This is a genomic window from Longibacter sp., assembly GCF_051155795.1.
GTDB lineage: Bacteria > Bacteroidota > Rhodothermia > Rhodothermales > Salinibacteraceae > Longibacter.
The window spans coordinates 1-22,986 of record NZ_DAXETW010000013.1 but is presented as its reverse complement, the minus strand read 5'-3'; the positions used below and the strand labels follow the sequence as shown (position 1 = coordinate 22,986).

Sequence of the window (22,986 nt, the reverse complement as noted above, 5' to 3'; positions counted from 1 at the left end):
GGCGAAGAGGGAGGCAACCGTCTACATCATTTTCTCCTTCACCTGATCCAGCATCTGAACACCATGAACGAGCGATGCGCCGCCTCGAATGGCGGTCGCGACGTGCACCGCCTCGGTCATCTGCTCGAGGTCGGCTCCCTTCTCGAGGCACTCGTCGGTGTATGCGTCGATACAGTAGGGGCATTGCACCGTGTGGGAGACGGCAAGCGCGATCAGGGCTTTCTCCCGGGCGGTCAGGGCGCCGTCCTCAAAGACGGAGCCATAGTACTCGAAAAACTTGCTGGCGAGCTCGGGACTTCCTTCTTCAATGTCGCCAAATCGCGGAAGGTGGTCCGGCCTGTAGTACGTGTCTGACATAAGTCGAGCAGCGAAAAAGAGGTATGGCGGAAGGACGACGTTTTGTGAACTGGCGGGCGCAAACGTTACAGCCGCCGCTCTCTCATCGTCCCGATGCAACATACCGTCCGGGCCTCCCGCTGTCCAGTTCAGACTGTGACCGAGTCGTGCTCACCACAGGCACGGCCGCAGGCTGGCACCGATCGATGGAAGCGCGACGCAAGACATGCACGGCGCGGTAGAGGCCCGCTCGAGGCGCCCGGTCGAGACGCCCGCTCGGTGTCGGGTCTACGCACGGCTCTCTTCGCGGGTGGCCGGTGCCGCGGGGATGTCCCGCGTCGCCTCGCCGTCGCCGTGAACCTGGGTGTCGGCGGCGTACTGAAGGTCGTGCAGCTTCCGGTAGAGACCGTCCATCGCGAGCAGTTCGTGGTGCGTTCCGCGCTCTCGGACCTGGCCCTTGTGCAGGACAAGAATCTTGTCAGCGTCCTGAACGGTGGAGAGGCGGTGCGCGATCGCCAGCGTGGTTCGTCCTTCCGTCAGCCGCTCGAGCGCCTCCTGGATCAACTCCTCGGTTTCCGTGTCGACGCTTGAGGTGGCCTCGTCCAGAACCATCACCTCGGGGTCGTAAATGAGCGCCCGGACGAACGCGAGCAGCTGGCGCTGGCCATGCGAGAGTGACGCCCCGCGCTCCTTCACGTCCTGCTGGTAACCGTTGGGCAGTTTCTCGATAAAGTCGTTGGCCTGCACGACGGCGGCGGCTTTCCGCATCATCTCATCCGTCACCTCCGGATCGTTGAGCGTCAGGTTGCGCTCGACGGACCCGCTGAACAGGAAGACGTCCTGCGGGATGAGGCCGATGTGCCGGCGCAGGTCCTTGAGCGACAGGTCCTGGATATCGACGCCATCGATCGTGATGCGCCCGCGCTGGACCTCGTAGAACCGGAGCAGAATGTTCATGATGGTCGACTTGCCGGCCCCGGTGGCTCCAACCAGAGCCAGCGTTTCCCCCGGCTCCACACGGAAGGACACGTCCCGGAGGACCCAGTCCGGCTGCCCGTCATGTTCTTCGTACGCGAACCATACGTTCTCAAATTCGATCGCACCCTGGATGTTGCCGAGCTCCACCGGATCGTCCGCGTCCCGCAGGCTTCGGTCGTCGTCCAGCAGGTTGAAGATCCGCTCGGCTCCGGCCATCGCGCTCTGCAACGTGTCAAACTGATTCGACAGGTCGCGGATCGGCTCGAAGAACATCCGGGCGTACTGGATAAACGCGAACAGGACGCCCAGCGTGAGTGCGCTGCCGGCTATCGCTCGAAGACCACCGAACCAGAGCACGCCTGCAATGGCGAGGTTGGAGATGATCTGGATGGACGGCCAGAAGATGGCATAGTAAAAGATCGTCTGGATCCACGCGCCCCGGTGCTCATCGTTGATCGCCTCGAACCGGCGCATTTCCTCCTCCTCCCGGTTAAAGAGTTGCACGATCGACATGCCGGTGACGTGCTCCTGAATGAAGGAATTCAGGCGGGAGACCTGGTTTCGTGCCTCGCGGTACTGCACCCGGACGCGCTTCCGGAACCAGAACGTGATCCACACCATCAGCGGCATCACGCAGAGCGTGATCAGCGCCAGCATCCAGTTCATATAGAACATCAGGGCGGCGATAAAGACGATCCGGAGGAGATCGCCGATGACAACCACAAGACCCGACGACAGCACATTGCTCAGCGCTTCGACGTCGCTCGTCGTCCGTGTAATGAGTTTTCCGACGGGCGTCCGGTCGAAGAACTGAAGCGGCTGGTTCTGGATGTGACGAAAAACCGCCGTCCGCAGGTCGTAGATGGCATGTTGCCCGATGTACTGCGTCAGGTAGTTTTCCGCGAACTTCAGGATGCCTTCCCCGGTCAGGGCGAGAACCAGCAGAAGGATGATCGTCTGCAACCCCTCCAGATCGCCAACGACGATGTAATTGTCGATCGCGCGCTGCACAAGCAACGGACGAATGGGCCCCAGTAGCGACGCGCCGAGCGTGATGGTGAGGGCCAGGGCAACCCAGCCCGTGTAGGGCTTGAGGTAGTCCGCGATTCGGCGAATCAGGCGGCCGTCGAACTTGAACCCGTCATCTTTTGGCTTTTCGTCCGCATACGGATCATGCTCATCCGCATCGCTCGTGGACTCGATCTCTCTGACGTCCACGTCGGTCGTGTCCGTTCCGGACCGTTCGTCGGTGTCGCTGGAGTGTGAGGTGCTGGGGGAAGCCAAGGTACGGTTCGGGACGGACGGAGAACGCGGCGCGGAGGGCATCAGGGCCTACAGGGAATCGTCAACTCACAGCCTCCGGTCCATGTTGCGTGGGTCGCGGTCCGCTCCTTGTTCGTTTCGGGTTGATTACGGGTTCAGCGTCCCGGACGGGATCGTCAAACGGACACCGGCTGCAAGCAGGCGGTTATGCGGCACGGTTGCCGTCACGGTGATGCCGACTCGGTGGGAGCATCCCCCCACTTCTCCCGCGGGTCGAGAACGTACCGGCGCAACTCGACCGCCGCGTCCGTCGAGGGAAACACGGAACGTCCCTCGTCGACAAGGTCAGAGGCATCCTCATATCGCGCGCTCAGGTGTGTGAGAAGGAGCCGGTTCACGCCGGCATCGCGCGCTACGCACGCAGCCTCGCGGGCGGTTGAGTGGCCGGTCTCCCGTGCCTGATCGACCAGATCGTGCGCGAACGTGGCGTCATGGATGAGCAGGTCCGCCGCGTCTGCCAGTGCCCGGCCGCCGTCGCAGGGACGGGTATCGGTGCAGTAGGCAAAGGAAACGCCCGGTCGCACCGGCCCGACCACCTGGGATGGGTCGACCGTCGTGCCGTCCCGGAGCGTGACCGACTCGCCTCGGTGCAGCCGGCCGTAGTCGTGAGGGTCCGTGACGCCAAGCGCCCGGGCCTGCTCAGGATGAAACCGGCCCCGCCGTGGTTTTTCCTCAAGGCGATAGCCGACCGTCGGCACGCGGTGCACAAGCGGGCGTGCTGTGACGACGAACTCGTCGGTCTCGTACACGGACACAGCGTCCTGCATCGACGCAGGCTGCACTTCGATTACATCCAGCCCGTACGGCATCTCCTGCTCCGAGACACCGGCCGCAGCCGCCATAAACCGCTGAAGCCCTGTCGGTCCAACCACCGTCATGGCCCGGTCTCGCTGCAACTGGCCGATGGTCGCCGCCAGGCCCGGGAGACCGTACAGGTGGTCGCCATGCAGATGCGTGATGAAGACGGCATCCACCCGCGCCCGGTTAAGGTCGGCATGAAGAAAACGGTACTGCGTCCCCTCCCCGCAGTCGAACAGCAACAGCCGGCCCTTTCGCTGCACCGCAACCGCGGACAGGTGCCGCTCCCGCGTCGGAATCGCACCGGCGGTGCCCAGGGGAATGACAGTCGACTCCATGGGGGACGCAGGGGCGTGTCTGGATGCGCGTACGTGAGTGGATTCTCAAGGACGGCCCCGACCGCTGAACCCTGAACCTTGAACCCTGAACCTTGCAGTCCCCCCTTACCCGTACGCTTCGATCTCTTCCTCCAGAAGCTGCTTCTCGTACAGGTCCGCGTAGACGCCATTCTCCGCCATTAATTCCTCGTGGGTGCCACGCTCGGCGATTTTTCCTTGGTCCATGACGAGGATAAGATCCGCTTCCTGGACAGCACTCAGCCGGTGACTAACGATCACGAGCGTGTGGCTTCCCTGTCGCTCGCGGAGCGACCGCAGGATATTTCGCTCCGTTGCCGTGTCGACCGCGGACAGGGCGTCGTCGAAGATCAGGATGCGCGGGTCGCGGATGAGGGCCCGTGCAATGGAGGTCCGCTGTTTCTGTCCACCCGAGAGCGTGATGCCCCGCTCGCCGACGAACGTATCGAACCCGTTCGGGAACTCTTCCACGTTGGTTAGGAGATCGGCTTCCCCCGCGGCCTCGACGATCTCGCGGTCCTCGGCGTCGAGCTTTCCGAAGGCAATGTTGTTTGCGACGGTGTCGCTGAACAGAAAGACGTCCTGCGGCACGTAGCCGATACTCTCCCGGAGCGTTTCGAGCGGGATCGATCGAACGTCTCGGCCATCGACTTCGACGCGACCCTCCAATGGCTCGAGAAGGCGGGGGATCATTTCGACGAGCGTGCTCTTCCCCGCTCCGGTCCGGCCGACAATAGCGAGCGTCTGATCGGGGAGAAGGTCGAAGCTAACGTCTCGAAGCGCTGGTTCCTGCTCCTCGTCATAGGAGAACGACACATTCCGAAACGTGACCCGACCCTGCACCTCGGTGATGCTCTCGTCGGTCTGCGGTCCGTCGGCGATGTCAGGCGTGGTGTCCAGAATCCGGTGGAGGCGGCTGACGGACGCCGAGGCGCGCTGGATCATCGTGATGACAAAGCCGAGCGAGGCGACCGGCCACGTCATCATGCTGACATAGAGCACGTACTCGACGATATTCCCGATCGTAATGGTCCCCTCCGCCACGAGACGACCGCCCATCCAAACGACGATGATCGTCGAAATGCCGACCATGAGGAGAAACGCCGGACGCCAGGCCGACTCGACGAGAGCCAGGTCGAGGTTCCGACGCTTGTACTCCTCGCTCTCCGAATCGAAGGCCTCCGACTCGGCGTCTTCGCGCGTATAGGCTTTCAGGACGCGAATGCCGGCCAGAGCCTCCTGTACTCGGCTCGTCACTTTCGAGTACTGCTCCTGGAGGCGATCGCTGCGCCAGTGCACCATCCGCGCCATGAAGAAGACGGATACGGCGAGCAGCGGCATCGGGATCAGCGCGTAGAGCGTGAGCTTCGGCGAGATGATGAACATGACCGAGACGGCCGTGAGCACCATCACGAGCGAGCGGGTGACGTACATGATCGCCGGCCCGATGTAGCGCCGGACCTTCTCGATATCATCCGTGGCCCGCGTGATCACGTCTCCCGTCGAGTACTCCTGGTAAAATCGAGGCGAGAGCGTTTGCAGATGGTCATACAGCGAATTGCGCAGGTCGTACTCGATGTGGCGGGACGCGACGACCACCGTCTGCCGCATTAAAAACATGAACAGGCCGCTGATCACCGAGAGACCGATGATCGCCCCGGCAAAAAGCAGCAGCGTCCCGAACAGGTAGCTGTAGATCTGTGCGTGGACGGCCGTCCCCTCGAACACGCCATAGACCTGAACGAAGCGAGGAATGGAATCAATCGTCTGACGAACGACACTCGGGACGCTGATCTGGAAACCGGCAGACGCCATCGTGCACAGCAGCCCCGGAATAAAAAGCCACTTGTACGTCCAGAAGTAGTGGTTCAGGCGGGATAGCGGTCCCATGGAGATCAAAGTAGGTTCAAAGAAGCCCGTTTACGGAAGCGGAGAGGGCCAAAATGTCGAGTGCTGCTACGAAACCACCGACCGGCTGATCCAGGTCCCACCCGCCCGAACCCGATCGTGACGAGATGCGGAAGGTAGGTTCAGGGTTCAGTGTTCAAGGTTCAGGGGGGGTTCACTCACGCTCCCGATCGCCACCTACGAGCATACCCACATACACACCTTCAAGCGTACAGACGTAGCAAGGCTACTTCCCTACGGCGGTAGCGGCGTCGGCGTAGTTCTGAAGGGCGACGTCGCGACCGCTGTGTTCGGAGACGACCCGGACGAGCTCCAGGTGCTGCCCTCCAATCCACCGGGACAGTGCCATCATGATTTCGGCGCCCGCGGAGGGGTTTCGTTTGATGATGTTCTTAAGGTCAGGCCGGAAGAAGCCCAGGACGCGTGCCTCCGTAAGCGTCTCTGCTGTTTCGAGGCGCTCGAAATCGCCAAGGATGGAGAGCACGCCAAACGCCTCCCCCGGTTGAAGGTCGCGCAGGGGTTGGGCGACGCCGGGCTCGGCTTCGGACCGGAGTTGAATACGTCCCTGCTCGATAATGTAGAGCCCGAGGCCGGGATCACCCTCATAGTAGAGCACCTCGCCCCGCCGGTACGAACGCCGGTGCATGGCCTCGGCCAGCGCGTAAAGAGCAGCGGTGGAGCAGTGTTCGAAGGCCGACACCTCCTGCACGAGATCGACGATCTCCTGCGTCCGCGCATCGATTCGGCGGCGAAACAGGCGACGCATTACGCGGCCGCTGGCGCGCACCAGATTTCGAAAGGTTGACATAGACGAAGGCGACCCGTTGAGCAAAGGAAGCAATGAATGCAGATGGCGTTCTCTCACAACACATCTTCCGCGTCTCCCCGTTCCCTCAGCCACCCCACCGGCCCGTTTGTACTGGATCGGACCCCTTCCTCGCCGAAAGCCCCCGTCCCATTCCTCGGTACGAAATCCACCATCCACCATCCTCAAAACGTGTGTCCGATTCCGAAATGAAGCACCCGGGCTTCCGGCGTTCCGAAGCTGCGGCGAAACACGTCGTTTTCTGCCGGTGACGGGTCGTGAATCTTCCAGGCGTAGTCGAGGCGCGCCACGAGGTATTCCCACATGATGCGAAGGCCGAGGCCGGACCCGACGCCCAGTTCGCCGACGGCCTCCGGGAGACGGAAGCGCCCGTCGGTCCCGGGCCGGCTCGTATCGCCAGATAGCCCCGGATTGCGGGGCCCGAACCACACATTCCCGGCATCCACGAACGTCGCAAAGCCCCAGTTCCCCCCGAGAATGTTGCGGAAGACGACCGTTCGGAGTTCGGCGCTGGTTTCAAACTTGATGTCTCCCCCGAGGATGTTGGCAATGTCCCCCGTCGCCGTCTGATTGCCGTCACCCGCCACGAGGGAGGCGCCCCCGGGGCCCAGGGCCCGGAGCTCCCAGCCGCGCACGCTCGTCGCGCCGCCGCTGAAGAACCGACGGTCAAACGGAACGCGGTCCGGGTCGGCAATCGGAATGGATGCCCCGCCGAACACCTTATAGGCGAACGTCGTCCCGCGGCTCAGCGGGTGATAGCGCCGGATGTCGAGGGTTGCGCGAGCGTAGGGACGGTAGATCAGGCGGCCCCCCTGCAACCCATCGGCTGCGTCGGACGTGGTGGAATCGCTGCTCGACCCGAACAGCCCCGGCAGGCTGTACTCAACTTGACCCGGCGTAAAGGCGAACCGGTCCAGCGCGAGCGGGATCAGGTTGCCCACCTCCGCGGAGGCTTCGTATACGTGCCCCTGCTCACGGCGGAGCGGGTTGGCCGTCGCGGATCGCAGCGTGTAGCGGAGCGCCGTATTCACCTGCGGCTGGGTGTAGTCCTCCAGGATCTGCGTCCGCTGGACGGGGTCCGTGATGCCCCCCCCGCCGTCCGGATCGCCGAAAACGCGACGCAAGAACCGCTCTTCGAATTGCGGGAGGGCGTCCGGGTTGCTCAGACTGACGTCGACCACATCGACCAGCGAAACGAGCGTCGGGGTATGCTCCATCTCCAGACGCATTCTAGCACTGCCCCGCCCGCGAATGAGGAGCCCGAGGTCGTTGCGGCGAGCCGTCAGAAAGCTCAGCGAAAGCCGGGTCCGGGCATTCAGCAGGTCGTAAACGGATTCGAAGAAACGGAACGGGCGCAGCAGGTAAGGCAGCGTAAGCGAGGTCGTCGCCTCGAACTGAGCCGACGTGACGATCGTCGAGTCGAGCCCCGTCGCCACGGAACCGGACGTGTTCACACGAAACGTTTCTCCCCCCCCGAAGGCGTTGACGTTCTCGTACGTCAATCCCACTCCCACGCCGAACTCGTTCTGAATGGCCGTCGTCGTCGGATCTCCGGTCGGGTCGCGCTGCAGGACGAAGGTTTCCGCGCGGACGCGATGGCGGTTTCGGGTTCTGGCATCGATGCGTAGCGGCAGGAACGGGTCCTCGATTCCGCGCACGTGAACCGTGTCTTCGAACGCAGTGGAGATGTTCGTAAACGTAAACACGCCCGTCCCCTCAAGGCGCCGCTTCGTCGCCAGTACCTTCGAGCGGTCGTATACATCCCCCGGCTCGTACTGGAGGGCCCGGCGGACGACGCCCGTCCCGATGCGGCTGTCTTCGCGGATGTCCACGATGACCGGGGCGATGCTTCGGTCGACGCCTTTGGTCTCCACGTCCAGGGTGTCGGTCCGGGGCGGCGCCTCCGGCTCCACACCTTCGATCCCGACGTAGAGCGATCCGAATCGATAGCGCTCCCCGGGTCGAACGCGAAAGGTGACGTCGAAGCTGTCCGGCGCGGGTTGATACACGATCGCCCGGATGCTGTCGCGTGAAACGGCAGCATATCCTTCGTTCCGAAGAAACGTCAGCAGGCGCCCGCGCTCCTCGAGCAGTTTCGGCTTTGAATATCGCACGTCATCCGCCCGGTAAACGAGCAGGGAGTCGTCCGAAACGGAGCCGGGCTCGATCACCGCATCATCCACGAGCCGCCGTTTCTCGGCCGCCGCCAGCATGTCGAGGCCATCGTAGCGAACCTGGCGGACATACGTCGGCCGGCCGGCGTCGACGCGGAAAAGGACGCGCACGCGGTCGGGACGCTCTGTCGATCGTACCTCGACCGCGACGGCCGCATCGCGAAAGCCCTGCTGTTCGTAGAATAGACGGAGCCGTTCAACGTCATCGCTCAACGACGTCGAGTCCAGGACCGCCGGCGGTTCCCCGCTCTCTTTGAGCGCACGGCCCACGCGCTTCCCGAGGACGCCGGAATCGCCAAGCTGGTAGATCCAGCGCCACCACGTCAGGCCGGGGATGCTGAGAATGCGGCGGTTCGGCTCGGTTCGGATGCGTCGTTTCAGTTCGCTATCCGAGAAAAACGAGTTGCCCGTGATGGAGACGCTCCGAACGACGGGGGCGACGCTGCCAGGTTGCGCCGCGGCGGCGTCTTCCTGGGCGGTCACCGGAGCTGCAGCACCGAAAGCCCAGAGCACGGCCATGCCGATCACAAGCAGCCATCGGACGGGACCATGCGACAGTCGACGAACCACGGAAAACGAATTCATACGCGGGGAAACCGAAGCGAACCCTCCCGAGCCGACGTGAGGCGGGACAACGACGGGTTCAGGACAGACACGAACCGGTGCGGGCAATGCAGCCGGGGACGACGTAACGCAACGAGCACGTCTTTCGTGCCGATTGCTCCGCCGAACCCGCGTGAAGATGCGTGTGTCTGTGCCCCTGGCTCGCCGGATGTGCACGTGCAGACATAAGAAAACGCCCCGATCGAGACCGGGGCGTTCGTCTACCTATCAGGACCGGAGAGGATGCTCATCCGCCGGCGTCGAGAGCAAGTCCGGACCCGGAGGCGTCGTCCTTCCGACTCGCGAAGCGGTTCTGGTACTCTTGCGTTCGCTCGACGAGCCGGTAGAAGTTCTCCGGTGACATGTCCGGTACGAAGAAATCGATCGGGTCGAGCGTCCGTCCCTTGTCGTCTCGGACTTCGTAGTGCAGGTGGGGACCGGTCGACCGGCCCGTGTTACCGCTGTAGCCGATGCGCTCGCCGCGTTTGACGGTCACCCCGCGGCGAATCCCGTCTTCAATCTCCGACAGGTGCGCGTACCGAGTGACGTACCCGGCGGTCTTGTGATGAACGTCGACGTAATTGCCATACGTTGGGCTGTATTCCGCGCGCCGAATGATGCCATTTCCCGTCGTAACGATGGGCGTGCCCGTGCGGACGAGAAAGTCGACGCCGGCGTGCATCTTCCGCACCTTCAGGATGGGATGGTGTCGCATTCCGTATCCGGACACGATCGGGCCTTCCGTCGGGCGGATGGCCGGAAGCTCAAGCAGGCGCTGGTCGCGACGCTCGGCAAAGCGGGTCAGCTCGCGATAGCTGGCGCCCTGCAGACTCACCTGTCGCTCGAGCTGGTCGAGGGTGGAGGCCGTTTCGCGGAGGAGGGCAGCGGTCTGTGTTCCGAAGCGATCGAACTCGCGGTGAGCATCCGACCCACCAACACCCACCTTCCGAACGTCCTCGGAAATGGGTTCGATCTGAAGCAACGTCCGGTACAACTTGCGATCCTTTTCGGAGAGGCGGCTCAGCTCTTCGGACAGCGCCGACATCTGGGTGCTTACGCGGGAGAGTTGTCGCTCCAGGACTTCGTTTTCGGATCGGAGCGCCTGCTCTTCCGGTGTTCGGATGAGGTGCAGATCCATCATCCAGGCCGCGGCGAGGGCGAGGACAAGAGCCAGACCTACAACAACACCGACTTTCCGTACAACATCGCGCCGGTCCTCCTCGATCTCGACAAACGAGCAGGTTTCCGGGTCGTAGCGGTATTGCGTATTCTGCTTCATAGAAGGAGGAGACGTTCAGTAGCGTGGACGCGGTGCCACATGCGTGGGGGCCGTACCTCGTCGTGCAGGGTGCCGGGGCTCAATGCCGACCGATGGGCGCCGTCCGGAGAACGGATCGCGGACCGGTAGCTTTCACCGTCGCTCAAACCGTACTTCTCGTGCCAGGCGCTTAAGGAGCACCGTGGGCTGTAACGAGAGCGGTCCAATGAAAAGCGAGAAACCGGAATGCGATGCGCTTAAACCAGGTATGCATTTGATCCGGATCGCCAAGATAGCCGGAGCGAGTGCATAAGTCAACGGGCGAGCACCATTTGATCGAAACCGAAAGTAAAAATCACCCGTCCTCGACCGATCCACGTAGATCTGTAACCAGTATTAGGCATAGATCTCTGCCGAGTGCAGCGACGGATACGAAAAGGTCGCCTGTACGCCGGCTCATCCTGTTTCCCGACACGATGAGACACGTCGTGGTGCGACACGCTGGGCCAAGCGGTCCGTCTGCAACTGCAGGAATACAGGTCGCAACTACCATACCACGGCTATAAAATTCAACCACGGGCGCATGTAGCCCCCGCCTTTCGCGGTACCTTCACGGAGTCAATCGGATGATCACTAACCGCGCCAAATCTCGCATTTATCCGACGACAATGGACGCATGCCTTCTCATTCAAAGTCCTGCTCGAAATATTCTACGCGACGTCGCGACGCGCCTTCGGGGTTGTCGCGGATCCGGGCGCGCAGGCGCTCGCCGAAGACTTCTGCGGGGTCGTAGCCGTAATGCTTCAAGAGATAATTCATGGCGATCACTTCGCAGATCACCGTGATGTTTTTGCCGGGCGTGATCGGGACCTGCACCATCGGTAGATCCACGCCCAGGATCTCGTGGGTATCCTCGACCATGTGGATGCGCGTGTACTCCTTATCGGGATCCCAGAGCTGCATGTTCACCACGACCTCGATCCGCTTCTGAAAGCGAATCGCACGGATGCCGAACATCGAGCGGATGTCGACGAGCCCGAGCCCCCGTACCTCCATGAAGTGCTGAACGAGGTCAGTCCCGGCCCCCATCAGGATCTGCTCATCCCGCTTCGTGGCGATGATGACGTCGTCAGCAACGAGCCGGTGGCCCCGCTCGACGAGGTCCAGGGCGACCTCACTTTTTCCGATTCCCGGTTTCCCGATGAGAAGAAGCCCGATGCCGTAGACGTCCACGAGCGACCCGTGAACGGAGCACTGCGGCGCGAACTGGTCTTCGAGAAAAGCCCGTAGCGACGCCATGAACTCGACCGTCGGGAGCTCGGTCCGGTACACTGGGATCCCCGCATCCGTCGCGAGATCCACCAGACGCGTGGGAAGCTCATTGGCGTCCGTGCCGATAATACACGGCAGGTCGAATTGCGTGATGTTCTGAAACGCCTGTTCCTGGTCTGCCGGGTCGAGATGGCGAAGGTACCGGTGCTCCGTGTTGCCGAGAATCTGCACGCGTTGGAACGTGAAGAGGTCGACGTAGCCTGCCAGCGCGAGTCCGGGCCGGTGAAGGTTGCTCTCGGTCACCTCGCGATCCGCGTCGACGGCGTTAACCGATTCCACCGCCACCTCCACGCGATCGCGGAGTTTCCGGATCATAAAGTCGACCGTAATCGATTCTTTCTGAAACATGACGGCGTCAATCGGTCAAGGAACGGCAGCGACGAGACAGTTCCGGGTCAAGCCCTTCTACGGGACCTCGACGGCGTCGAGAATGCGGTCGACGATCTCGGCAGACGTGACGTCCTCCGCCTCGGCCTCGTAGGTAATCACGATTCGGTGTTGCATCACGTCCGGTGCGACGGCACGGACGTCTTCCGGCGTGACGTACGCCCGGTGCCGCAGAAAGGCGTGGGCACGGGCCGCCAGGTTCAGATTGATGCTGCCACGCGGGGACGCGCCGTACTGTACAAGCGGCTCGACATCCGGCATGCCGAACCCGGCGGGGTCGCGTGACGCGAGGACGAGGTCGACGATATACTGCTCGACGCGCTCGTCGATGTAGAGTTCATTCAACACGTCGCGTGCATTCAGGATCTGCGCCGGTCGGGCGACCGGTCGGATGTCGGGCTGCTCGCCGGTCCTCGCCATCCGACGCATGATTTCGAGCTCTTCGTCCCGCGACGGGTACTGGACGCGGATCTTGAGCATGAAGCGATCCACCTGGGCTTCCGGGAGCGGGTAGGTTCCCTCCTGCTCGATCGGGTTCTGCGTCGCCAGAACGAGAAACAGGTCGTCGAGCGCAAACGTGGTGTCGCCGATGGTGACCTGACGCTCCTGCATGCTTTCCAGAAGGGCACTTTGAACCTTCGCCGGCGACCGGTTGATTTCGTCGGCGAGGATAACGTTGGTAAAGATCGGCCCTTTCTTGATGGAAAAGCTTCCCTCCTTCTGGTTGTAGACCAGCGTGCCGAGGAGATCGGCCGGGAGGAGGTCGGGCGTGAACTGGATTCGCTGAAAGCCGGTGCCGATGGCGTCGGAAAGTGCTCGAACGGTCAGCGTCTTGGCGAGACCGGGCACGCCCTCAAGCAGAACGTGGCCGTCGCCGAGCAGTCCGATCAGGAGCCGTTCCACCATGTAGCGCTGCCCAACGACGACGCGGCTGATCTCACTTATCAGATCGTCGACGAACGCACTTTCCGTCGCGATCCGGTCTTTCACGTAGGACAGGTCGAAGTCGGGCATGGACAATGAAACGGCCGGGTATAAAAAACAGGGATCGAGAAGGGGCGGCTTACGGCCGGAGCGTGTGAAGGTCGGCCCCCGCGTCGTCCGCGGCACGGGAAACGGCGTCCGGGATGGTGCCGAGAAGATCGTCAAGGGCATGGGGCCGGCCGGTCACGAGGATGAGACCGTCTCGCGACGTCATGCAGGCCCCGTAGACGCCCTTGAGCGTGATGGATTCCACGGCCTCGATGACCTCGTCGGCCAGTCGTGTCGTCCCTTCCACGTGGTCCCGGAGCGACGCGTGCGACATGAGCAGCAGGGCGCCGATCATCTGCCAGTCGCCACGACGCATCGCGGCGACGTGCTTCTGCACGCGTCGGTTTTCGGTGACGAGGTGGCGGGTCACCGGTTGGAGTTCCTCCGGGAGACGGTCGAGCGCACGCTTCAGGTCGCGATGCTCCACGTTGCGAAACGATCGGAGACCGTCGAACCCTCGCTCTCGAAGGATGGCGAGCGCCTCGTCGGCGCGGCTTCGCACGTCCCGATGCCACTCGGGGGGGCGGGGTGCGGGCCGACCGGGATCGATCACTGCCCAGTCCAGTGCCTCGCGTGCGTCCGTCTGCACCGGTAAAAACTCGAACGTTCCCGTATCGACAAGTGTGAAGGGGGCGTCGCCACCGGCGTGGGAGGCGATGAGCGACGCGATGCTGGTCGGGCGATCCATCGCCGTCTCGATGGCGCCTCGCAGTGCCGGCAGCACGTCCGACCGGACCCGGGAGATGCCGGATTCGTCGGTCCCGGGCCTCTGCGGCGCACGCTCCAGGGCGCGGGCGACCGCCAGGGCCAGCGCGGCGAAGTAGGCGTCCTGTGCGGAGCCGGGGATACCACTCACCACGGCCACGTCGTAGGATGGCGGCGGATTGTTGTCCGCCGATGGCGTCCAGCCGGGCGGGATCTCCTCCTCATGGCCGTACAGCAGGTGATGCAGGAGACGGTGCCACGCGGGAGCATCTGCACCGGGCGGATCGTCGGGACCCGACGCCGCCGTCCACGGGCCGGCGTCCGCGGCAAACACGATGCGGGAGGTGGTGGCGTCGGACGGCCGACATGCAACGGTCACGGACGCCGACATGGGCATGAGGAGCGCAAAGCCGGTCGAGTAGTGCGTCTGGGCGGCCTGGACATCTACCACGCCGGGGACCGTCGCCTGGCGAATCGCTGTTTCCGCCGAGCCGAAGCATGCCTCGAGCAACCGGGGCGCGGCTTCTACACCCCGTCCCGGAGATTTCGACGACGGGGTGCGAACGAACGGGGGCAGGGATGACGTCGGGGAGGCAGCGTTATGCATGGAGGGCAGTCATTCGAGCAGGTCAACAACCGGACGGGCGAGGAGCCGCCGGCTGGTATGGAAGAGTAGGGTAGACGGCATCCGGCTCACATGCAACCTTTACGCCGACGCGTCCTACCGCGGCGCGCGGAGCAGCACGCGATTGTTTCGATTCGCTCCCCGTCTCGAGGCCGGACGTGCACATCGGATCACGCCTCAATGTCCGAGGCGATCACCCGGCGACAGGTCGTACCCGTTCAGGAAATCGGTCGCGCTCAGACGGCGTTTACCAGGTTGCTGCAGTTCCATGATCTCGACGGCGCCGTCACCGCAGGCGATGACCAGGTGATCGTCCGCCCGGAGCACGGTCCCCGGCGCAGCGTCTGTGGGTACGCCATTCTCCGGTAGGTCCGAATCGGATCCGGCGACGCGGGAGCGGTACAGCTTCAGCCGGGTACCCCCGTGAAGCGTCCACGCCCCGGGGTAGGGCGACAGGCCGCGAATGTGGTTGTGAACGTCCGGGGCGGAGCGGGACCAGGACGTCTCGCAGTCCTCGGTGAAAATCTTCGGTGCGGGCGTCGCCGCCGTGTCGTCCTGGGACGAGGTTTCCACCGTTCCCTCATCAATCTGACGGACGGTATCCACCACCGCCTCGGCGCCGAGAACCATCATGCGGTCGTGCACCTCGCCAGCCGTCTCGTTCTCCTCAATCGGCATGCGGCGCTTCAGGATCACATCACCGGTATCCACCTTTTCCTGGAGGAAAAAGGTCGTCACGCCCGTCTCGGTTTCTCCATTCATGATCGCCCAGTTGATCGGCGCCGCACCCCGGTATCGGGGAAGGAGCGATCCGTGCAAGTTGAACGCCCCCATCGACGCCGTCGAGTAGACCGACGGCGGAAGAATGCGATAGGCCACAACCGCAATCACATCCGGGCGCAGGTCCGCGACCGACGCAGCGAAGGCCTCGTCCTTGACGGACTCTGGCTGGAGGATCGTGTTGATGCCGCGCTCCATCGCGACCTTCTTGACGGGCGTCGGCGACACCTTCTGTCCTCTCCCCCGCTCCCGATCGGGACCGGTGGCGACCGCAATGGGCGTGTACCCGGCGTCACAGAGGTGTTCGAGCGACGGCACCGCAAACTCGGGTGTGCCCATGAAGATGATACGCATGGCGGGACGGGGGAAAGGGGGAAAGGGAGAGAGGGGGAAAGGGAGAGAGGGACGGGGGGCCGGGGTTGGCGGCTTTTCTTGAGGAGATCGCCCTAACCTACTCTAGCATGCCGGGGAGGGGCGTCACGCGGATTCGGACGGTTGCGCTGGATCATTGGGCGTTGGATCGTTGGGCATTGGATCGTTGGCCCCCAACGATTCCGCGAGTCAGTGCCCTCCCGGGTGGAGCCATCCGTCAAACATTAATCCAACAAACAAAACACCAACTACAGAACACCCAAACAGCTTGACATATCAACATACCAAAACATCTGTACGCCAACCCATCAACACCTGGAAACCTTCGATTCGCCTATACCTCTACGCCCTTAAACATCCCCTCTACGAAGCCCTTGCGGTCGAACACCTGGAGGTCGTCGATGTCTTCGCCGACGCCGATGTATTTGACGGGCACCTGGAACTGATGGGACACGCCGATGACGACGCCGCCTTTGGCTGTGCCGTCCAGCTTGGTCAGGATGAGTCCCGTCACCCCTGCGCTCTCGGTGAACTCTTCAGCCTGTCGGATCGCGTTCTGGCCGGTGGAGGCATCGAGGACGAGAAGAACTTCGTGCGGGGCGCCGGTCACTTTGCGCCCCATGACGCGCTTGATTTTGGACAGCTCGTCCATCAGCCCGCCTTTGGTGTGGAGTCGACCGGCCGTGTCCACGATCACCACGTCGGCATCCCGGGCCCGGGCGGCCTCTACGGAGTCGAACGCGACGGCGGCAGGATCCGCTCCGTGCTTCTGCTTGACGATCGGCACGCCGGCGCGCTCCGCCCAGACGTCCAGTTGTTCGATCGCAGCAGCGCGGAAGGTATCCGCCGCGCCCAGGACGACGTCTTTGCCGGCCTTCTTGTAGCGATACGCCATTTTCCCGATCGTCGTCGTTTTCCCGACACCGTTGACGCCGACGACCATGATGACGTGCGGCTTGTTCGGAAGGTCGGCGTCGAAGTCGGCCGGGCGCTCCCGGCTGTCGTCCAGCATCAGCGCAGCGATCTCGTCGCGGATGATGCGGTTCAGTTCCTTGGTTGAGACGTACTGGTCCTCCTGAACGCGAGCCTCGACGTGGTCGATGATGTCGAGCGTGGTCTTCACGCCCACGTCGCTCGTGACGAGGATTTCCTCGAGTTCGTCCAGGACCTCGGCGTCGACCTCATCTTTGCCGCGAACCATGCGGTCGATCTTGCCGAAAAAGCTCGACCGGGTCTTTTCCAGCCCCTCATCAAGCTTTTCCTGCTCTTCCTCATCATTGCGGTTGATAAAGCGGTCGAGAATGCCCATAAGCGGTGCAGTTAGCAAACAAGTCCGAAAAAAAGCGGTCGCAGCGCGATCGACGAGGGATGCGGCCGACCGGAAGGCCGCGCTCAGGAAAAGGCCGCGCTCAGGAATGGGACGACGGTGACGCAGGGCCGGCATCGGTCCCGGCCGGCGTTTCCGGCGTTCGTCCCGGTTCGCCGTCGCCGGAGCGACTGGCCGGATCGGTTAGATCGTCCGGGGGGTCCTGCAGAGGCTCCATGTCGTCCGACGCCGCATCGAGCGAAACGTGTCCGGCAGGCCGGGTTGTATCCTGCGCATGAATCCCGGACAGGGACGGCGGGTTGGGGAGCGGGGGCTCGCGACGTGCAGCGTTCAGGTACCGCACGAGATACACGAAGAAGGAGATGACAAGCAGCGCCGTCGTCATCCAGACGCAGAACTGCAGCACCGGCGGATCCGCTTTCAGGACCGCCGCCAGCACCGTCACGGCAAGCCAGAACGTCGCAGCCTTGCCGGCCCAAACGCTCGCGGCGACGTGGCCGGAGCGGCGAACGATCAGAAGGCTTCCCGCGAGGATCAACACGTCCCGCGACATCAACGCCCCGAAGAACCAGAACGGAAGCGTCGGATCGGCCGATCGAAACGTGAGAGCGGAGACCGTTGCGATGGCTCCGATTTTGTCCGCGATCGGGTCCAGCACCTTCCCCCACTCGGACTCCGTGTCGAGCCAGCGTGCGACGCGCCCGTCGAACCAGTCGGTAAGGATCGCGGCGATCACGAGGCCGAACAGCCAGTTGAGCGATCCATCCTGCCAGAGCAGCGCCGTGATCGGCACGACGAGCGCCAGGCGCGACAGGCTCAGCGCATTGGGGATCGTCCAAAATTTCCCCAGGTCGGGCCAGCGTTGAATATGCGGGATGGACATGGAGGCCGAGCGGAATCGACAGAAAGGCCGCGTGCGGAACCGTGCCGCACGGCCAAGAACAGGTTGTGAGTGAAATGCGCAGGGCGCGTCTATCCGGTCTGCACATATCGCATACAACGTATCGATGCGAGGGTTTATTCGCCAACGGTAGACCGGGCTCCTACGGCGAAATCCACCGGAAATACGTTCGGCTAACCCTCGCTTCACGACCCGTCGGGTCGATTCTGGCGCCGGCGATAGCTATCCTACGGTCGGCTCGGTTCCACCTCGTTCCCCGCCCACCGTTCCGGCTCGTGTAGTGACGCTTTTCTTTGTCTTCGCGTTCTTCGTCCAGCTCGTTTATATCGCCGCGATCGTTGTCGGTCTCAAGCGGTCTCGACGGAACCGACCCCTTCCGGAGAGCGATGGGCCGGTCGACACGCCGCCACTCTCGATCGTCATTGCGCTTCATAACGAGGAGGAAGCCGTTAACTCCCTTCTCGAGGCGCTAGCGGCACAGACGCACCCGTCCATCGAAGTTTTGCTGGTGGATGACGGATCAACGGACGCGACCGGTGACGTGCTCCGAGCCTGGGCACAGGATCGGCCATTCGCCCGCGTCCTGACACGAAGCGGCCCGACGGGGCCAAACAAGAAGGCCGCCCTGGCCGAGGGAATCGAGGCCGCATCGCACGCTCTGATCGCGCACACGGACGCCGACTGCCGGCCCCTTCCGACCTGGGCAGAAGGCATCGCCGTCGCCCACGCTGCGAGCGACACGCCGACGGTGTGGATGGGGTACAGTCCGTTCGTGTCGGGGTCGGGCCTTCTCGGCCTGTGGAGCCGCTACGAGACGTGGCATACCGGTGCTCTGACGGCTGCCGCAGCGGCTCTCGGACATCCGTACATGGCCGTCGGGCGCAACCTCAGCATGCCGAAAGCGGTCTACGAGGCCGCCCGCGCAGACATCCGTGGCGAGAGCCTGCTCAGCGGCGACGACGATCTCTTCGTTCAGGCCGTCCGCCGGACGGGCGCCGCCCGCGTTCGCCCCCTCGTCGAGCCCGGTACATTCGTCCCCACCCCGGCGCCGCGACGCTGGCGGTCGTGGTTTCGACAGAAGCGCCGCCACGTCTCCGCCGGCCGGGCCTACGACCGGGTGACCGGCTTCCTGCTGACGCTCTACCACGGATCGCACGTCGTACTCTGGCTGGCTCCGCTGGTGCTCGGGTCGCTCGGCATCGGCCTTCTCTCCGCCCGGCTTCTCTTTCACAGCCTCGTGATCGGGGAAGCCGCACGAACGTACGGGGAGGATGATCTGGCTGCCTTCTTCGTCGTCGGCGAGGCGTTCATAGCACTCTACCACGTGTCTCTCGTCCCGCTGGGGCTTCTCCGCCCCCCGGACACGTGGCGGCGCTGATCGCGGCGCACCCGCCCGTTGGGGCAGTAACGACCCGTTCCCCCCGAACGAGGCTGTCATTCCGGCGCGACGTCCTGCATCAGCTGAAGTAGAGCCAGAGCGCCGCAACCCCGAGGAGGAGTCCGACCGTGAGCCACAGGTCGACGCGTCGCCACCCGGCGGTGCTCAGTTCTCCCTCCTCGGCGTCTGCAGCGGCCATGGCCGCCGGCTCGGCTTCCTCGTCTGCTCCGACGTCTCCTTCTTCCGCCGTGCCGTACGTGATCCCGCGCACCTTCTCCGGCGCGGGAGCCTGCGTCAGAAGGCTGACCGTGACAAGAATAGCCACGCACACGACGAACAGGAGAATGGCGAAGTGAAGGAAGTTGATCTCGGCGATCCACTCGATGGACGTTCCGGCGGGAAGGCCGTCCTTGTCCGCTCCGTTGATGAGTTCGAGGACGAGCCGCGTGCCGCCAAGGACGAGCCCGGACAGCAGGGTCGTGACGGCCCCGTTCGCGTTGACCCGCCGCCAGAAGATTCCGATCAGAAAAACCGCTGCAATCGGGGGCGCGATGTAGCCCTGAACGCTCTGCAGATACGTGTAGAGCTGTTCACTCACGTTCTGCATGAAGGGAATCCACGCCAACCCGAGGATCGTCAGCACGACCGTGGAGATGCGTCCCACCCAGACGAGCTGCCGCTCGGAGGCGTCCGGCTTCAGCTCGCGGTAGACGTCCCACGTGACCAGCGTCGAGCAGGAGTTGAAGACGGACGAGAGCGACGACATGAGCGCGGCCAGCAGGCCGGCGACCACGACGCCGCGCAGACCGATCGGGAGCAGCGTGCCGACGAGCACGGGCAGCGCCTGGTCACTGGCTTCGAGCTGAAGCGACCCCTGCTGCTGGAGGGCGTATGCGACGACGCCCGGGATCACGAAAATAAAGACCGGAAGCAGCTTCAGGTATCCGGCAAAAATCGACCCACGGCGGGCGTTGTCCACGTTTTTCGCCGACAGGGTCCGCTGTACGATGAACTGGTCCGTGCACCAGTACCAGACGCCCAGAATTGGCGCGCCGAAGAGAATGCCGGTCCACGGGAAATTGGGGTCGTCGCTCGGCAACCACATGTCGAAGAAGGAGCCGGGTACGGTCGAGGTCAGCGCGCCCCATCCGCCGAGTTCGGAGATGCCAATCAAGGTCACGGACAGGGCCCCCCCGATAAGCACGAAGACCTGCATGAGGTCGGTGTAGAGCACCGCGCGCAGGCCGCCAAGGACGGTGTACACGCCCGTCACCCCCACCACGATCAGCGCACCCGTCCAGAACGATACCCCGATTGCTTCGAAGACGACGCCGCCGGCGTAAATCGTGACGCTGATTTTGGTCAGTACGTAGCCGATGATCGAGATCGCCGCCAGATACCACCGTGCGGTGGAGGAGTACCGTTTTTCGAGAAACTCGGGCATGGTGTAGACGCCGCTCTTGACGTAGAACGGCACGAACACCCAGCCCAGGAGGAGCAGGACGAGCGAAGCCATCACCTCGAACTGCCCCACGGCAACGCCGCTGCTGGCCCCGGTGCCGGCAAGCCCGATGAGGTGCTCCGACCCGATGTTGGAGGCGAATAGCGAGGCGCCGACGACGAACCATCCGACGTTTCGCCCGGCCAGAAAGTAATCAACAGACGACTCTTCCCCCTGCCGCTCCGTCCAGGTCGCCCATCCCGCCACACCGAAGACGATGAGGAAGTACAGGGCGATGACCGTCCAGTCGAGCGCACCGAGGGAAAGATCCATGTTGCTGAGGGATTTGGCGAGGGGTGAGGAAAGGGGTATGAGGGATGCGGGTTATCGGACTGAAACGGCAGGACGACCGGTACCCATGCATCAACAGAAAAACACATTAACGCATCAGCACACGATCACGTCACCGTCCCTACAGTCCGACCCGGGTGATTCGAACGTGGTCAAGGTGCGCCGCATTGGTCTCGCGGTTCATATTCTCATCGAGATCCGTGTAGCGAAGTTGGAGGGTGTGGGTCCCCGCAGGCAGCCGTACGTGAACCGGGTTGCTGTATCCCCAGTCGTTCCACACGCCGGCCCCCCGCTGCGGCATTACGATGATGTCTCGTGTCCCGCCCAGCTGGAGCGTCCGAATCGCGGCCTTGTTGCTCGTGTTCACCGGGCCGTGCCCGTTCGCGTACCGGACGTCGATAGCGTACATGCCCGACTCCTCCACCGTCACGTCGACCTCCACGGACGTATTCTCGGATTTCGATAGCGGCAGATAGCCATCTCCGGTAAACCCGGGATCGGTCGTCGCGAGGGCCTGACCGAACACATCGGCAGGAATTGTTCGGACAGCATCCTCCGACACGACGCGCAGCGGCTCACTCAGAAACGACTCGAGTCCCTCCTCCCCGGCTGCGGCAACCTGATACTCGTGGAGCGCGCCCGGTGCACTCGACGGTAGACGGAACCGCGGCTCCTCCACCGTATCGATGGTTTCGCCGTTGCGGACGACGCGGTACGCGACGGCTCCGTCCACGGCAGGCCACATCAGCCTGTCGCCATCGCGCTCCACGTCCGGAGTAGCGGGCGTGTAGCGGTTCTCCACCAGGCGCATCTGCCCGTTCGGCAGGCCGCCGTTCATCACCACGCGGACCTCATGCTCGCCGGTCAGGTCCGCCGGGATCACCGGCTCGTCGAGCGCCTCCCCGTCGAGGGTGATCTGCACGATCCGGGATCCATGCCCGCGGACGGTGATATCCAGTGTCGCCTCTCGATAGGTGACCCCCCGGAGCGTCCGCGTGCCCGTATAGCCTTCCGGAATGAACGGCCGGATGCGGAGCCCCTCGCGTTCGAAGCGCATGCCGAAGAGCACGCGGTACACGGACGCCAGCGTCCCGGCGACGCTCCACAATTGCCGGTCCGAGTTGATCTGCGTCCCCTCGAAGTGGCCCGTCTGCGCGACCAGGTTTTCTTTGTTGGTGAGGAACAGGGCGGCGGCGCGGTACATCGTCCCGAGGCCGTGCTCGACCCCGGGTGTGTTGTCCGCTTCGGCGCTCGCCCAGGTCCAGTACGCCCCGACGAACGGCCAGTAGCCGGCGTTGTGATAGGGCGGAATGTCCGGAATGTAGGGCCAGAAGCTCGGCACGCCAAACTCCACGACAGGATGATTCCTCGCCATGCCCTCGCGACGGGACTCGGGCGCGACCCCGCTCAGGATGGCAAGCGCCGACCCCAGCGCTTCTGTCCGCGGAACCGTCGAGTACGCATTGCGGCCGTAGCGAAACTCGGTGTAGAGGCCCTGATCGTCGAGCCAGAGATGCTCGTTAATGCCGTCGCGAATGGAGCCGGCGATCTCCCGCCAGCGATCGCCATTTCGCCCCATTTCCTCGGCCATCTCGGCGAGAATCCCATACGTTCGTGCATGAACGACGTTCGTGCTGAGCGTCTGCGACAGGTAGATGTCGCGCGGGTCCATCCAGTCGGGGTACGACTGCTCGCGCCAGTCCATGAACGACGACTCGCCGTGGACAAGGCCCGTTTCGGCGTCGTAGAGAGCATGCTGATCGGCCTCCGCCGACCGCCGGATGATCGGGTAGAT

At 63.5% G+C, this 22,986-nt stretch carries 15 protein-coding genes and 1 pseudogene; 1 reads left to right on the top strand and 15 read right to left on the bottom strand.

All coding sequences use genetic code 11. The annotated features are described in order from the left end of the window. Nucleotides 1–21: 21 nt before the first annotated feature. The 13 genes from ACFCU0_RS02495 to ACFCU0_RS02435 form a co-directional block, all read right to left on the bottom strand. Entirely contained in the window at nucleotides 22–357 is a 336-nt protein-coding gene (locus ACFCU0_RS02495; RefSeq protein ID WP_434972082.1) for an arsenosugar biosynthesis-associated peroxidase-like protein, read from the bottom strand. Between the two features lie 267 nt (nucleotides 358–624). After that, nucleotides 625–2,598, bottom strand: a complete 1,974-nt coding sequence (locus ACFCU0_RS02490; protein ID WP_434972081.1) for an ABC transporter ATP-binding protein — start codon at nucleotides 2,596–2,598, stop codon at nucleotides 625–627. Nucleotides 2,599–2,801: 203 nt separating this feature from the next. After that, nucleotides 2,802–3,773, bottom strand: a complete 972-nt coding sequence (rnz, locus tag ACFCU0_RS02485; protein WP_434972080.1) for a ribonuclease Z — start codon at nucleotides 3,771–3,773, stop codon at nucleotides 2,802–2,804. A 105-nt stretch (nucleotides 3,774–3,878) separates the two neighbouring features. Continuing rightward, nucleotides 3,879–5,681, bottom strand: a complete 1,803-nt coding sequence (locus ACFCU0_RS02480) for an ABC transporter ATP-binding protein (RefSeq protein ID WP_434972079.1) — start codon at nucleotides 5,679–5,681, stop codon at nucleotides 3,879–3,881. 244 nt (nucleotides 5,682–5,925) lie between these two features. Next, nucleotides 5,926–6,507, bottom strand: coding sequence for a Crp/Fnr family transcriptional regulator (locus tag ACFCU0_RS02475; protein WP_434972078.1), 582 nt, complete (start codon nucleotides 6,505–6,507; stop codon nucleotides 5,926–5,928). 182 nt (nucleotides 6,508–6,689) lie between these two features. Next, a complete protein-coding gene (locus ACFCU0_RS02470) occupies nucleotides 6,690–9,284 on the bottom strand; it encodes a BamA/TamA family outer membrane protein (RefSeq protein WP_434972077.1) in 2,595 nt (864 codons plus the stop codon). Nucleotides 9,285–9,549: 265 nt separating this feature from the next. Further along, a complete protein-coding gene (locus ACFCU0_RS02465; protein ID WP_434972076.1) occupies nucleotides 9,550–10,581 on the bottom strand; it encodes a M23 family metallopeptidase in 1,032 nt (343 codons plus the stop codon). A 663-nt stretch (nucleotides 10,582–11,244) separates the two neighbouring features. Further along, the gene (gene hprK / locus ACFCU0_RS02460; RefSeq protein WP_434972075.1) at nucleotides 11,245–12,240 is read right to left on the bottom strand and encodes an HPr(Ser) kinase/phosphatase; all 996 of its coding nucleotides are present in this window, start codon (nucleotides 12,238–12,240) and stop codon (nucleotides 11,245–11,247) included. Between the two features lie 57 nt (nucleotides 12,241–12,297). Then, entirely contained in the window at nucleotides 12,298–13,293 is a 996-nt protein-coding gene (locus ACFCU0_RS02455; protein ID WP_434972074.1) for an AAA family ATPase, read from the bottom strand. A gap of 49 nt (nucleotides 13,294–13,342) precedes the next feature. Continuing rightward, nucleotides 13,343–14,623 carry a hypothetical protein gene (locus ACFCU0_RS02450; protein ID WP_434972073.1) on the bottom strand — a complete coding sequence of 427 codons (1,281 nt, stop codon included), beginning with the start codon at nucleotides 14,621–14,623 and terminating at the stop codon, nucleotides 13,343–13,345. A gap of 195 nt (nucleotides 14,624–14,818) precedes the next feature. After that, nucleotides 14,819–15,775: a methionyl-tRNA formyltransferase gene (gene fmt, locus ACFCU0_RS02445; protein WP_434972072.1), complete on the bottom strand. Its 957-nt coding sequence runs from the start codon at nucleotides 15,773–15,775 to the stop codon at nucleotides 14,819–14,821. A gap of 352 nt (nucleotides 15,776–16,127) precedes the next feature. Next, the gene (gene ftsY / locus ACFCU0_RS02440; protein ID WP_434972071.1) at nucleotides 16,128–17,102 is read right to left on the bottom strand and encodes a signal recognition particle-docking protein FtsY; all 975 of its coding nucleotides are present in this window, start codon (nucleotides 17,100–17,102) and stop codon (nucleotides 16,128–16,130) included. Between the two features lie 100 nt (nucleotides 17,103–17,202). Then, nucleotides 17,203–18,003, bottom strand: coding sequence for a CDP-alcohol phosphatidyltransferase family protein (locus tag ACFCU0_RS02435; RefSeq protein ID WP_434972070.1), 801 nt, complete (start codon nucleotides 18,001–18,003; stop codon nucleotides 17,203–17,205). A gap of 298 nt (nucleotides 18,004–18,301) precedes the next feature. Here ACFCU0_RS02435 and ACFCU0_RS02430 point away from each other — a divergent pair, with 298 nt between their 5' ends. Continuing rightward, entirely contained in the window at nucleotides 18,302–19,399 is a 1,098-nt protein-coding gene (locus tag ACFCU0_RS02430) for a glycosyltransferase (protein ID WP_434972069.1), read from the top strand. Nucleotides 19,400–19,478: 79 nt separating this feature from the next. On the opposite strand, the gene ACFCU0_RS02425 is transcribed toward ACFCU0_RS02430, so the two are convergent. Continuing rightward, nucleotides 19,479–21,173 carry a sodium:solute symporter gene (locus ACFCU0_RS02425; protein ID WP_434972068.1) on the bottom strand — a complete coding sequence of 565 codons (1,695 nt, stop codon included), beginning with the start codon at nucleotides 21,171–21,173 and terminating at the stop codon, nucleotides 19,479–19,481. Between the two features lie 139 nt (nucleotides 21,174–21,312). Beyond that, a pseudogene (locus ACFCU0_RS02420) lies at nucleotides 21,313–22,986 on the bottom strand (glycogen debranching protein); the annotation flags it as partial.